This window comes from Mesorhizobium sp. WSM3862, assembly GCF_002294985.1.
GTDB lineage: Bacteria > Pseudomonadota > Alphaproteobacteria > Rhizobiales > Rhizobiaceae > Mesorhizobium.
The window spans coordinates 115799-128552 of record NZ_NSGE01000014.1 but is presented as its reverse complement, the minus strand read 5'-3'; the positions used below and the strand labels follow the sequence as shown (position 1 = coordinate 128552).

Sequence of the window (12754 nt, the reverse complement as noted above, 5' to 3'; positions counted from 1 at the left end):
CCAGCATGAATGGTGAATCATAAACCCGCTGATTTGGGAATCCTCAACGACTCCCAACAATTTCATCCCGCTCTAGCGGCTCCAGGGGCGGGCCCAGTCCTGGTCTGCGTCCGAGTTGCGCGCCATCGCCATGCCGATCAGCAAGCCGACGAGGCCGCCGAGAACCATGGCGGTGGAGACGGTGCCGGGATTCTGCTGAACGGTTTCGGAAACGCTCTGCGCCTGGCTTCGCAACTGCCTTGCCGCGCGTGAGGCGCGATCGCTCGCGCCGCCGTAGAATTCAGAAGCTCGGTCGGCCGCGCCGCTGTAGAGGCCGGAGGCCCGGTCGGCCGCGCTCTGGTACCACCCTTGCGTCGCACTGGCGGCTTCCTCGGCCTGATCGGCAAGCGCGCGGTTGAGCCGGCTGACCTCGCGCTTCAATTCGGCGATCTGCTTCCTCATCGCCGCTTCCGAAGCGGCTGAAGATCTGGCGCTGGTACGCGAAGCGCTGCCGCTGCGGGCAGCGCTGCTGCGGCTCGGATTGCTTCGCTCTGTGCCGCCGCCCTGGGACGTCGAGCTGCCGTTGCGCGCGGCTGCTGCGTTCGTGTCCTTACCCTGGTTGGTTTCATCGTCTGCCATGGGTCTCTCCTTGCTGAACTCTGCAACGGCTCACGCCCGACCTTGCAACGGCTCACGTCCGCCATGGTTCCCTTCCAAGCAAAGGGCCGTGGAGCGGAACTCCACGGCCCTCGCGCGACGAAACTGCCGCGTCTCGTTACTACTTGCCGCAATGATTATCGTTGACCGACGGCGATGCCGTGCCAGGCGACGTGTGAGTTGCATCCGGCTGGGCGCCCTGCGGCGTCGCGGGGCAATTCCGATCGGCGTTCGAATTCATGCCGTCCGTGGTGATGCTGCCCGTCGTGCCTGTATCGGGCGCCATCTGATCAGGGGGCGGATTGGCAGGCGTGGTGGGGTCCACCGTGATGCTCTGGCCGCTGCCCGCCGTGTCGGCGGTACCGCCCGTTGCATTCTGAGCCATCGCAGCCGTAGCCAGACCGATGGTCAGAGCCGATGCCGCAAGAATCTTGATGAGCATGATCTTCTCCTTCTTGTGCGAGATCGTTTCTCTGTTCGGGAGTCTGTCGCGTCGCGACTAAGGGTGGAACCCCTCGGCCCGGAGGTGGTTCCGAGAAAAAATTCTGGAACTTTCCGACCTAGGCCTCGATGTATCGGTGCGGCGAGCGGAGTCGCTTCCCGGCAAGGCTGCAGACAAGCAGCTAGGAAAATTTACCTAGGAGCCTTGTCAGGTGAGGGCAGCTCTGCTATGATTTTATCCATGGTGCTGATTTGCGCCAGCGACCCGCCACCCGGCGGGTTTTTTTGTGGCTCCTCACCTTGGTGGCTTCGCCAGTTGGCGAGGCGACGGGACAGCATCCTCCTGTGGCGTGCCAGCCATATCCCCCGCAAGAAGGGGATCGATGGTCCCCCTTGCGGGCGAGATGTCCGGCAGGACAGGCGGGGCGGGAACTCGACCTTTTAGTTGAATCCAATCTGCGGAAGCTCTGCATGCCACGCTATGCCACCATCATCACCGGCGACGACGGCGTCGAAATCGTCAGCGCCATCGGCGAGTTCGCATCGTTCGGCGAGCCGCCCCGCACAGGCCGCGTCGAGGAAGTCGTGCCGGGTGTGCGCATCGGCATGGTGCGCGGCGGTCCGGTCGACGCGATCGCCGGCTTCGGCTTTCCGCGCCAGGGTCTCGATCCGTCGGCCATGAGAGCCGCCGCGGCGAAGCTGAAACGAACGGAGCCGTTTTCCGGACAGGTCGATCAGCCCTCCGCCCCGAAGGTCGCCCGCGCCAAGCCGCGCAAGAAGCCGGCGCGCAAGGCCGCCAGGGCGCGTGCGCTACGTTCCGCCGGAACGTCGGCGGCCGCTGCAGCCGCCAATGGCTGACGGCGCAGGCAAGGCGCGGCGCGCCGGCGCCCGAACCGCTGGAGCGAAGGCTGAGCCGGCCGCCGCGCCGATAGCCAGGCGCTCGAAAAAGACGCTGGGCGACGATTTCGCCGCGGCGCTGCGCGCTGATTTCCGCGCCCATGGCGCCGGCGTCATCGCCGCGGTCAGGGCGGAAAAGCCCGACCAGTATCTGAAGGTCGTGCTGACGATGCTGCCCAAAGAGTTCTCGCAGGGTCTCGATGCGAACCAAAACAGTCTGGGCCAGTTGAGCGATGAGGAGATCCGCAGCCGCATCCGCGGCCTCGAAGCGAGGCTGCGGCCGTTCCTCGATGATAGCGACCTATCTGGCGCTGCTCGAGGAGATGGACCAACGCCGTCAACGTAACCTTCTTGCTGCCTACAGGCCGTACGAAAGGCAGTCCGAGTTCCACGCGGCGGGGGCAAAAAACCGCGAGCGCCTGTTCATGGCCGGTAACCAGCTCGGCAAGACCAAGGCAGGGGGCGCCGAATGGGCCATGCACCTCACCGGCCGCTATCCGGACTGGTGGATAGGCAAGGTGTTCGACACGCCCGTCCGGCTTTGGGCCGCCGGCGTCACCGGCGAGGGCACGCGCGACAATCCGCAGCGTGTGCTGGTCGGCCCGCCGCAGCAACAGGCGGAATGGGGCACCGGCATGATCCCGGCCGACGCCATTGCCGAAACGACGATGGGCCGCGGCGCGCCCGGAGCGCTGGACAGCGTCGTCGTGCGCTGGGGCGGTGGCGGCGATGTGCAGGCGGGCGAAAGCGTGCTCTCCTTCAAGTCCTACGAAAAAGGCCGCGAGAAATGGCAGGGCGAGACGCTGCACGGTGTCTGGTTCGACGAGGAGCCGCCGCTCGACATCTATTCCGAAGGCCTGACCCGCACCAATGCGACAGGCGGGATAACCATCGTGACTTTTACACCGCTGCTCGGGATGTCGGATGTGGTGCTGCGGTTTTTGTCGGCGGAGGCGGTTCAGGGCTTGGGTTCCTCGCCCCCGCAAGGCGGGGTGGCCGCGAAGCGGCCGGAGAGGGGGTCTTCGTAGGGCGACAAGCTTACGAGTGGCTTTCCGCTCTTGCATCGACAGCCGGCGCTGCCCCCGCTCCGTCGCGGCTCCGCCGCGCCATCTCTGCCCCACTTACGTGGGGCGAGGAATTGGAGCCAAAAAATACGGATGAAATCCGATCAGGGATATTTGCTGCCCGCAAGCTGCCTAGCGCGAGCCTTAGGGTCGGTCGCTTTCCGGGTTAGCGGTTGGCACCATATCCTTTCGTCACGAGTAATTGGATTGTACCAGACATTGCATACTTCGTTCGGTGTGTCCGGGATACAAACTTTGCGTTGGAACCCCCTGAACTCGTGCATCCCGCAGGTCTGCTTGCTCGTGTCATAGGGCACGTTCGACTGGCAGGCTGAGGCACTCGCGGCAATGGCCACGACGATTGCTATGCGGATCATGTATCTCCCCCGTTTCATCAGCAACCTCGCATTGATGAACAGTATTATCAACGGCAATAGTTGGTCGGGGCAGATAATTACGACGAGACTAATATGTCCCGACACGTGACCTTCATGACCATCGACGATGCCGGGCACTATTCGCCCGAGCAGCGCGCGGAAATCATCGCCGCCTTTCGGACATCGTGTTCGAGGTGCTGGTGCGGCGCTTCAGGCCCGCACCAGAAGAATGAGCGGCGCGGAATGGGAGCCGTGCCGATCGGTACCGAGCATTGGCGACATCGGCCGGCAAGAATTCTGCCAATCGCGATGAACCAATTCGCGTGGCCATGCGACGCATCGGTGCAAATGAACACCCGTGTATCCATGGAGATTTTCGATGCCTGCAATCCTTCGCAATGCACTTCTCGCCGCCCTGGCCGTATCCACCCTGGGTGGATCCGCGATGGCCGGCCAGCAGATCTACGAATGCGACAACACGCCGACCAACAAGCTGTGGGCCGGCCGCTGTTGCGGCGTCGGCGACGCGAATTGCCTCGGTGGTGAAAGCCATGGCCATGACCGGGGCAATCCCGGCCGGGGCAACAATGGCGGAGGCGACAACGGCAGGGGCGATAAAGGGCCCAAGTGAAGCTGGCGCTCAGCCCGAGGCTCGCCGGTTTGCTCGACCGGCGAGCAATCGGCGCAGACTGGGGCACCGTGGTTGGGTCAGTTTCCCTGCCAGTCGCCCTTTTCCAGGCGCCTTTCCCGTCGCCTTTTTCAGGCGCCTTTTCCAGGTGCTTGAGCCGCTGGAAGAAGCGGGCCACAATCCCCACTTATGGAGAAATCCAAGGAGGTTTGACATGGCTTCTTCCGAACGCGCGGTCCTTGCCGGCGGCTGCTTCTGGGGCATGCAGGATCTGATCCGCCGCTTGCCCGGCGTGATCTCCACCCGTGTCGGCTACAGCGGCGGCGACGTGCCGAACGCAACCTACCGCAATCACGGCACCCATGCCGAGGCGATCGAGATCGTCTTCGATCCGACCAAGACCAGTTTCCGCACGCTGCTCGAGTTCTTCTTCCAGATCCACGATCCGACGACTAGGAACCGTCAGGGCAACGATGTCGGCACGAGCTACCGCTCGGCGATCTTCTATACCAACGACGAGCAGAAGCGGGTGGCCGAAGACACCATCGCCGATGTCGACGCCTCGGGTCTCTGGCCAGGCAAGGTCGTCACCGAGCTCGCTGCGGCCGGTGCCTTCTGGGAGGCCGAGCCCGAACATCAGGATTATCTGGAGCGCTACCCCAACGGCTATACCTGCCATTTCGTTCGGCCGGGCTGGAAGCTGCCCGTCCGCGAAAAGGCCGCCGCATCATAAAATTAGGGCTGCGCAGCCCTTCATTCAGGATCACGCCCGCCGTGCCGAAAGGCATGGTGGGCTTTTTTGCGTTCTGGGCGCAAGCTCGCACTTTGCCGGCATGCTCCGGCTGGAACAGTAGCCCTTAGCCCTTGGCCCGGCGGTTCTCGTTTTCGTGGCTGCCGATCCAGTGGGCTCGGATGCGGTCGCTGGCTTCAAGGTAAGCCATGTCGATGAGGTAGGTCAGAAGCTTTTCGCCGTCGGCCTCAGCCTTCTGGCGAAGCTCGCGCAAGATCCCCTGCGCAAACTGCAGGTTTTCCATTTTGCTCGGCTGGTCCATCGGTGCCCCCAATGTCTGCGTGGAAGTTTGGCTGACTATACTTGTACGAAGGTTGTCGGCTCGCTCGCGGCCAGGCTGCGCCCGGTTGCACCTGCGCTCGATCAATGAAGCTGTTGCACATCGCGCGAAAATGTCGATATTTTACGCCCCCAATCGGATGGCGACTATGCATGAAGACGAGGGCAGCACTCCCGACAAGCTGCAAGCCATGCTTGACGTGATTGCCAGGAGCGAGCCCGCGAGCGGGAGCGGACAGGCCGATCTCGGCAGGCTGCAGGCCGATGCCGCCAAGGCCGCCAACGTGCTGATCGAATTCTACGGCGACGCCGCGCTCGAGCGAGCCAAGCTTATCGAGCGACGCTCGCCCCACTCGCATTTCGCGCGCATGGTGACGGCCGAGATCGGCAGGCGCGGCAGGCTTCCGCCCAGAAGCTAGCCCGGAACCCGGCCGAGAAACTGACAAAGATCGCCTCAGGACGATTTGCGCCTCCTCGATCTCTCGCCAAGCCTTTGCAGGATCTCTTCCTGGATGTTGTCCAGCAGGTAAGAAAGCATGTCGTCCCCGATCGACTGCGCGATTTCCCTGGCCTGCTCGACATGTTCATGGATTTCGCGCAGCGAGTGATCCTCGCCCGCGGCATCCTGCGTCAGGTCGATGAACCAGCCGGGATAGAGCGCTGCCTCGCCCATGTCATCGACATAGCACTGGCCGACGGCAAGGATCTTGCGCAGCCCCATCTTTTCCGAGCGGACCTTGTAGACCTCGCGAAAACCTGACCTGCGCTCGATGGCCTTGCGGATCGCCAGCCGAACCCGCGGCTGATCGTCCCGCTCGATGCTTTGCATGCACCGCTCCAGCGGCGCGCCGTGCGAGAACTCCTCGAGCGTCAGGTCGAAATAAGCGGACAGATTCGCGTCCCCATAGACGCGGTCGCGCTTGATGTCCCAGGTCCAAAACCCGTCGATCGGTGGATACCGGAGATGCACATTGCGGCTGCGTTGAGGCGCCAGTGTCATGAAAACCGCCCCGTCCGGTTTCAGGATTCGCCAGTACTATGTCTTAAAATCAAAAAGAAACAAAGGTGAGTTTTTGTACAAGGCAGGAAAATGATTGGGCCTGCCGCTTGCTTGCATAGCTTCGCCGCATAGTTGGCATCATCCAGGAAATACGGACGGTGAAAAAATTTCTCTGGCCGAAACAATTTTCATTTCCGTGTTGGAAATGAAGCCGGTGCTTCACGCGAGAAGGAAGCTTTCGAATCTAAAACAACATCACAAGTTGTATTCGCCCGGACGCGACGCCTGGGCTGGACATTCTATCCATCTTGTAAGGCCGGCGCGGCAATGCTGGTGTTGCCTGAGCCGCGCCGGCCGAAGCGGCCTCCAAACGGTTTCGCCGCGCCGGGGATGCTAGCGGCCGCTGCCGCTCCGGCAAACCGACCGTTGGTTGAAAATGCCCGACTTCCAGAAGAAGACAAGGCCCTCGCGGTCAGCGCCCGGTCGTTCAGGGGCATAGGCGCCGGCTCGCTGGACCGATGCGTCTTTGCTCTGCGACTTAAGCCTTACTGCCACCATTCAGCATTTAGCCGATTCGCGATAGGGCTCCCGCACGGCCTCCGGCTCGGCATCATCGGCCGCCGACTCAGCGACGGTCCGGTCATGCTCGAATTGGCTCGCCTCGGGCAGAGGATGCAACCACTGCTCGCGCCGACCGATCCACAATTCGTAGCTGGGCTCAAGCCCTTCGGTCGGCACGACATCCAGGCTGCCGATCATCACCTCGGCCTCGTCCTCGCGAACCGACGGCAAGCGGCTGCCGCAGGTTGGACAGAAGCTTCGTCCGCCATAGGTGCTGGTGATACCCGCGCTTTCGAATGCCTGGCGCGGCCATATGGCAAAGGCCTGATACGCCGATCCGCTGGTCTTGCGGCAGTCCTTGCAATGGCAAAGTCCCACCCTCAGCGGCTCCCCGGTCACCCGGAACTGGACACCGCCGCACAGGCAGCTGCCGCTACGCATGACATCGTTGAGCATGGCCGTTCCTCCTGCAGCCGGGACATTGGTGTCACCATCCGCTACAATTCGCATGCCGCCTCAACTGTTCCACAGCGCGGTCGGTACGTCGCTCAACCGGGGAAGTCGAAGACCGGTTCCTCGCAGCGGTAGACGCGGCATGGACCGTCACGGGTCGGAACCGCGACCGACATCGGGACTTCCGGCCAGTCGCACTCATTGCCGAATTGGCGCACGAAACGATCATAAGTGTTGGGCCCGGTGGTCAGCACCGCAGCATGCCGGCGCTGGATCAGCGCCTGCGTCTCGCCACAGGTCATGGCGCGTGTGTCGGGCCGCGCATCGGCGGCGCCCGCAGTCCATAATATCGTGCCGGCTACAAGGGCGGTCGTCAGGCTTTTCATCGAGGCGCCAGCTTTCAGTGATCGCTTTTGCGGTACGAATATGGCTCGCCGCCGGAACACCGCAAGGCTTTTGAACAGCAAGACGCCGCCGATGACGATGTCTGCGCAACCGGCCTTGTCGCGGTCGGACGGACGGCGAAGCGACGGTCAGCGCGACGTCGGTAAGAACCCGGTCAGGCATTCTGGCCTCCCGATCCGCCGCATTCCAGGCAGATCACACTGTGTCCCGGACAGCTCAGCCGGTGCGTTCCTCCCGGGCAGCAATGGCCGTTGGAGGCGACCCAGCGGTCGCAAATGAAAATTTTCCTGGCGCCATGGCAGCGCCGGCATTCCGCCGAGGGCATCAGATTCTCGTTTGGCGAGACGCGATGCTCCGCTTCAACGACCGCGTTCATCCATTTAGTCCCCAACGACTGGATTGTCGGCCCTGTTTTCGCAAGACATTACATTAGCTATCCGAGATATAAAAGCCCCGGACGGATGAGGAAAGTTTCATCCCTCGACCCTTTCCCTTTGCGCTGCCGTTGCTAAAGCTCGTCCGGCAAAGGGCGCCCGAGCAGATTCCGTCGGGCGCGGGCAGGCAACGGGATTTTCCTGCAATGACATGGACCGGCGCGGGAGCGCTTTTCATCCTGGTAGCCACTTATGCCGGCGTTGCCGTCGGCCGTATTCCGGGCTTCAGGCTGGATCGTGCCGGCATCGCGCTGCTCGGTGGCGCCGCCATGATCGCCATCGGCGCGATCGGCATGGAGGATGCCTACCGCGCCATCAATTTCGACACGATCACGCTTTTGCTCGGCATGATGATCGTGGTCGCGCATCTGAAAGTGTCGGGCGCGTTCCGGGCGCTCGGCGGCTTCGCCATTGAGCATGCGCACGCGCCCTTCATGCTGCTCGTCATGGTGACGCTTCTGACCGGAGTGCTTTCGGCCTTTCTGGTCAATGACGCGATCTGCCTGGTGATGGCGCCGATCGTCGTCCACGTCACCCGCGTCATGCGGCGCAACCCGGTTCCCTACCTGATCGCCACCTGCACGGCCTCCAACTGCGGCAGCGTCGCCACCATCACCGGCAACCCGCAGAACATGGTGATCGGCGCGCTCTCGGGCATTTCCTATCCGGCCTTCACGGCGGCGCTCGCGCCGGTGGCGCTGTTCGGCCTTGTCGCCGTCATCGTCATTGTCCGCATCGTCTACCGCGGCGAATTCTCCCGCGCCGCCGAGCTCAGCCCCGAGGTCTATCGCGGCCGCATGCTGCCCGGACAGGTCCTGAAGGCGACCATCGTCTGCGTGGTGCTGGCGTTCGCCTTCTTCGCTGGCGCGCCCGTCGCCAAGGCGGCGCTCATTGCCGGCGCTTTCCTGCTCGTCACCCGCGCGATCAAGCCGCACCGCATCTACCGCGAGATCGACGGCCCGCTGCTCTTCATGTTCGCCGGACTGTTCGTGGTCGTGGCGGGCGCCGAGCGCACGCTGCTCACCCCCGACATGATCGCCGCGGCGAAGAATATGGGCCTCGACGATGTGTGGCGGCTCTCCGGCTTCACCGCGGTGCTTTCCAACGTCATGAGCAACGTGCCGGCGGTGCTGGCGTTGAGGCCGTTCATCCCGGGGCTCGAAAACCCCCACCGCGCGTGGCTGGTCGTGGCGATGAGCTCGACGCTCGCCGGCAATTTCACGCTGCTCGGCTCGGTCGCCAACCTCATCGTCGCTGAGCAGGCAAGAGCGGCCGGCAAGGAGCTGTCCTTCGCAGCTTTCTTCAAGGTCGGTTTGCCGCTGACGCTGTTGACGCTGGTCTTCGGCACGGCGTGGCTGGCGCTCACTTCGTAGCCGTTGGACGCCTTTACGTTGGGGCGATCGCGTCGGCGTGGGCGATCACGCCGGAAAACGCCAAGCAACTGGCGGGGAGAATAGGGCAGGGTTCTCCTGAGAGGTGAGTGCGACAAGGCCCCATGGAGCCTTGTTTTTGTTTTCAGGCCCGGTTAAGCCGCCGCGCAATCAACCGAAGGACGACACAAGTGAGCGAACCGACCGTGGCCGAAGCGACCGAAAGCATCTATGCCTCGATCCGCGCGGACAACGCCGACATCGATGCGCATATAGCGACGCTCAAGGCGGCGATGGCGCGGGAAGGGCTGAAACAGGCGGTGTTCGAGCCGGCCAAGCTGGCGCACAACAACCGCGCGGGCCGCAAGCTGATGCAGGCCTATTTCCGCCAGCGCGGCGTGACCGTGACGTTTTCGAGCTAGAGGCCGCGCGCCGACCGGGCGCCTCTGTTGCGACGAGGCTCCGCAAGAGGCCTTTTTGGGCGTCGCGGCACCGCGCGGCTGCCTAAGGGCAATCGCATATGGCGCGCCCTGTGTGATGGGCTGCCCGAGTTGGCTTCGCTCATGTCGGGTACGCGCGGCCGGCCCCTGCCTGTTCGCGTCAATCGCACGCCGCCACGGTCTTCAGCGTCTGCGCGCGCGAAGGTCTGGGCAAATTCCCGATCCTTCGAACGGCGGCGTAGAACCTTGGATAGTCGCCGGAGCACAAGTCGAACAGGCGAAGAAACGCCGGAACCTGTTCGCCATAGACGGCAGTCGCGGCGAGCTTTGCGTTGTTGATCGGGCTATCGAACCAGGCGTCATAGCCCCGGTATCCGGCCCAGCGCGTATCGCGCATGCGCCGGTAGCGCATCCGCAGCCTGTCGATCGCGGCTGCTTTGGCAGCGGCCATCTGCTGCGGGCTACGCGGACTTCCATAGACTTGCCGCAACTCGTCCCGGGTTTTCGCTATCAGGCCGAGAAAATCGGCGCTGCGCTTGCGATTGGCTTCGTAGCGGCGCAATCCCGCGCGATTGCCGGTGGCGCGGAGCCATTTCCTGACGCCGGTGGTTTCGACCGAAACCGCGAAAGCCTCGTTGAACGCGGAGTCGCCGTTCACATAGATTTTCTGATGCGCCAGCTCATGGAAGATCAGGCTTGCGAGATAGGTGTCGTCTTGACGCAGCATGGTGCTGAGCAGCGGATCGCTGAACCATCCGAGCGTCGAATATGCGGTGACTCCCGAGACGTAAACGTCCAGCCCTTGTCGCTGCAGTTCGGCAGCGCTCTCAGCCGCCGATTTCAGGGAAAAGTAACCCCGGTACGGAACGCAGCCGAAGACCGGAAAGCACCACGTTACGGGCGTGAGCGAGAATTGCGGCGCGGCAAAAACCGCCAAGGTCACAGCGTCCCGGCCGATGTCGACATAGCTGCTGTAACTGCTGTTTTCGGGCAGCGCCAGTTCATCCGTGGCAAAGCGGCGTATGGCGCTCGCCGACGTCAGCTTGACGCGCAATGCCTCCGGCGTTGCGGGGTCGCGGATCAGCTTGCCGACATTCTTGCGCGCCGCCATGATCTCAACATGGCCCTCCAGCGACTGCGCGTAGTAGGAAATGCTGGTGCACCCGGCCACGCCGGCCGCCAGGATCGCCGCGGCAAGCAATCGAAAAACGCGCCTCACAGCCTGCCCACCGCCTGTTTGTCTCCCCGTGGAGCACGTGTCCCCATTTGACCCCGAGTCTCAAACAGGCCCGCCGATCTTCGTCAAGACCTGGTGGGACGTCACGGGTCGGACTTTGGCAGGATCGGCAACGCCTCAGAGCTGACATCGGTGCTGACCAGGTCCATGCCGTTCACAAGATGCAACGCATCAATCGTCGGCGGCATTCAAGCTTGGAGCACGATGCAGGTATCGAGTCCTGATGCGAAGATGCCAGCCCTTGCCCTCGCCACGACGACAGATAGGGCGTATAGTTGAAGACCGCCGGCTCGGACCTGACACGCCGGCGCATTGAGAGCGGGAGACGTCGCTTCAACTAGGGCGCACTTCCAACTCGGGGGTTGTTCCACGCGCTCTCATCATTGCCCGCCGCGTCCGGCTTCTGCTTTGCGCGATCGCGGTCGCTATTCGCATTTACTCACTGAAGGAGAACTGAGCTTTTCACTGGAGGAGAAGTGATCATGCATTACCTTCCCAGACGTGAATTCATGGTTCGAGGAGGGGCAACCCTCGTGGCGCTGGCGTCCTTTCAATCGCGGATTGCCTATGCTTTTCCAACCCGGGCCGGCGAGGAAGTCATCAAATGGCTCGATCAGCTGCCGCCAAACCCGGTTCCGCAAGTCATCAAAAATCAGTTGGTGTGGGAGGATCTCGATTCCTGGGTGACGCCCAACGACAAGTTCTTCTCAATCGCGCATTTCGACCGGCCGGTCATCGACGAAAGCACGTGGAAGCTCGAAATTGGCGGGTCCGTCAAAAAGCCGACTGCCCTGACGCTCGCCGACATCAAGGCTCGACCACGCCAGGAAGTCACGTTCACGGTCGAATGTTCGGGCAATACTGGCCTGCCGTTCTTCAATGGCGGGATTGGCAATGCTCGCTGGGCGGGCACGCCGCTCGCCCCGATCCTTATGGAGGTCGGCGTCCTCGACAGTGGCATCGAGATTGTCTTCTGGGGCGCCGATAAAGGTGAAATCAAGCGAGCCGACGACGTCAAGTTTACGCAGAACTTTGCGCGCAGCATGTCGCTCGCCGACGCCTTGGACCCCAAAAATATCCTCTGCTACGAGATGAACGGCACTGCCTTGCCTGCCGATAACGGGTTCCCGCTGCGGCTGATAGCGCCGGGCTGGTACGGGATCGCGAACGTGAAATGGCTCAAGCGTATCGAAGTCAGGGACCAACGCTTCGTGAACCAGTTCATGGGACGCGATTATGTCACGCTGCGCGAGGAGGAGCACAACGGAGAGACGGTATGGATGGAAACCTCTGTCGGGAGGGCGCGCCTGAAGTCTGCGCCGGCCCGGGTCACTCATATCGGCAATGATTACAGGATCGTCGGGGCGGCCTGGGGCGCGCCGATCGAGCGGGTCGAGGTGAAGATCGATGACGGCCCATGGATGCCGGCGACCATCGATGAAACCGAAAAGGCGGACTTCGCTTGGAAGATATGGTCCGTCGACTGGCCCAAGCCCTCCGCCGGGGAGCACACAGTCACCTCGCGCGCCGTTAGTACCGGAGGGCAGGTCCAACCCGCAATGGACGATCCCATCATTGCCAAGAAGCATACCTACTGGGAAAGCAACGGTCAGGTGACGCGACGCATCGGCATTCACTGACCGGCGGGAAGTCTATAAAACCCTCTCACATCGATGTGACCCCATGCTTTTGGCATGGGGTCATGACGTCGATCGGGCCGGCTGTGACGGTGGCGACCCACG

Annotated in this window: 16 protein-coding genes; 9 read left to right on the top strand and 7 right to left on the bottom strand. The window is 62.7% G+C overall.

Features of this window, described 5'->3' with window-relative positions; all coding sequences use genetic code 11:
* Positions 1-72: 72 nt before the first annotated feature.
* Together CK224_RS28735 and CK224_RS28730 are read right to left on the bottom strand one after the other, a co-directional pair.
* Positions 73-618, bottom strand: coding sequence for a hypothetical protein (locus tag CK224_RS28735; protein WP_095784124.1), 546 nt, complete (start codon positions 616-618; stop codon positions 73-75).
* A 139-nt stretch (positions 619-757) separates the two neighbouring features.
* A complete protein-coding gene (locus CK224_RS28730; RefSeq protein WP_066999384.1) occupies positions 758-1078 on the bottom strand; it encodes a hypothetical protein in 321 nt (106 codons plus the stop codon).
* Between the two features lie 470 nt (positions 1079-1548).
* Between CK224_RS28730 and CK224_RS28725 the strand changes: the two genes are divergently transcribed.
* The 5 genes from CK224_RS28725 (at position 1549) to msrA (ending at position 4776) form a co-directional block, all read left to right on the top strand.
* Complete coding sequence (locus CK224_RS28725) at positions 1549-1935, top strand: hypothetical protein (RefSeq protein WP_095784123.1); 387 nt, start codon at positions 1549-1551, stop codon at positions 1933-1935.
* Positions 1928-2320, top strand: coding sequence for a hypothetical protein (locus CK224_RS28720; protein WP_066999378.1), 393 nt, complete (start codon positions 1928-1930; stop codon positions 2318-2320). Before CK224_RS28725 ends, CK224_RS28720 begins: the two co-directional genes overlap by 8 nt.
* Entirely contained in the window at positions 2265-3002 is a 738-nt protein-coding gene (locus tag CK224_RS28715) for a terminase family protein (protein ID WP_245299682.1), read from the top strand. The genes CK224_RS28720 and CK224_RS28715 overlap by 56 nt, the downstream gene beginning before the upstream one ends.
* A gap of 792 nt (positions 3003-3794) precedes the next feature.
* Positions 3795-4046, top strand: a complete 252-nt coding sequence (locus CK224_RS28700) for a hypothetical protein (RefSeq protein ID WP_066997050.1) — start codon at positions 3795-3797, stop codon at positions 4044-4046.
* 211 nt (positions 4047-4257) lie between these two features.
* The gene (gene msrA / locus CK224_RS28695; RefSeq protein WP_066997053.1) at positions 4258-4776 is read left to right on the top strand and encodes a peptide-methionine (S)-S-oxide reductase MsrA; all 519 of its coding nucleotides are present in this window, start codon (positions 4258-4260) and stop codon (positions 4774-4776) included.
* A 124-nt stretch (positions 4777-4900) separates the two neighbouring features.
* On the opposite strand, the gene CK224_RS28690 is transcribed toward msrA, so the two are convergent.
* Positions 4901-5095: a hypothetical protein gene (locus CK224_RS28690; RefSeq protein WP_095778310.1), complete on the bottom strand. Its 195-nt coding sequence runs from the start codon at positions 5093-5095 to the stop codon at positions 4901-4903.
* Between the two features lie 166 nt (positions 5096-5261).
* On the opposite strand from CK224_RS28690, the gene CK224_RS28685 reads away from it, so the two are divergent.
* Positions 5262-5531: a hypothetical protein gene (locus CK224_RS28685; protein ID WP_127241096.1), complete on the top strand. Its 270-nt coding sequence runs from the start codon at positions 5262-5264 to the stop codon at positions 5529-5531.
* Between the two features lie 35 nt (positions 5532-5566).
* Here CK224_RS28685 and CK224_RS28680 read toward each other — a convergent pair whose 3' ends face one another.
* From CK224_RS28680 to CK224_RS28670, 3 genes are all read right to left on the bottom strand, one after another.
* Positions 5567-6112, bottom strand: coding sequence for a hypothetical protein (locus CK224_RS28680; RefSeq protein WP_095784119.1), 546 nt, complete (start codon positions 6110-6112; stop codon positions 5567-5569).
* A 558-nt stretch (positions 6113-6670) separates the two neighbouring features.
* Positions 6671-7129 carry a GFA family protein gene (locus CK224_RS28675; RefSeq protein WP_095784118.1) on the bottom strand — a complete coding sequence of 153 codons (459 nt, stop codon included), beginning with the start codon at positions 7127-7129 and terminating at the stop codon, positions 6671-6673.
* A 92-nt stretch (positions 7130-7221) separates the two neighbouring features.
* Complete coding sequence (locus CK224_RS28670; protein ID WP_095784117.1) at positions 7222-7512, bottom strand: hypothetical protein; 291 nt, start codon at positions 7510-7512, stop codon at positions 7222-7224.
* A gap of 599 nt (positions 7513-8111) precedes the next feature.
* On the opposite strand from CK224_RS28670, the gene CK224_RS28665 reads away from it, so the two are divergent.
* Positions 8112-9338: an anion transporter gene (locus CK224_RS28665; RefSeq protein ID WP_095778314.1), complete on the top strand. Its 1227-nt coding sequence runs from the start codon at positions 8112-8114 to the stop codon at positions 9336-9338.
* Positions 9339-9526: 188 nt separating this feature from the next.
* On the top strand, positions 9527-9757 hold the full coding sequence (locus CK224_RS28660; RefSeq protein ID WP_067325155.1) for a hypothetical protein: 231 nt from the start codon (positions 9527-9529) through the stop codon (positions 9755-9757).
* 178 nt (positions 9758-9935) lie between these two features.
* Here the strand turns inward: CK224_RS28660 and CK224_RS28655 are convergent, their stop codons facing one another.
* Complete coding sequence (locus CK224_RS28655) at positions 9936-10994, bottom strand: aminopeptidase (protein ID WP_095784116.1); 1059 nt, start codon at positions 10992-10994, stop codon at positions 9936-9938.
* Between the two features lie 500 nt (positions 10995-11494).
* Between CK224_RS28655 and CK224_RS28650 the strand changes: the two genes are divergently transcribed.
* Complete coding sequence (locus tag CK224_RS28650) at positions 11495-12652, top strand: sulfite oxidase (RefSeq protein WP_095784115.1); 1158 nt, start codon at positions 11495-11497, stop codon at positions 12650-12652.
* The last annotated feature ends 102 nt before the right edge of the window (positions 12653-12754 follow it).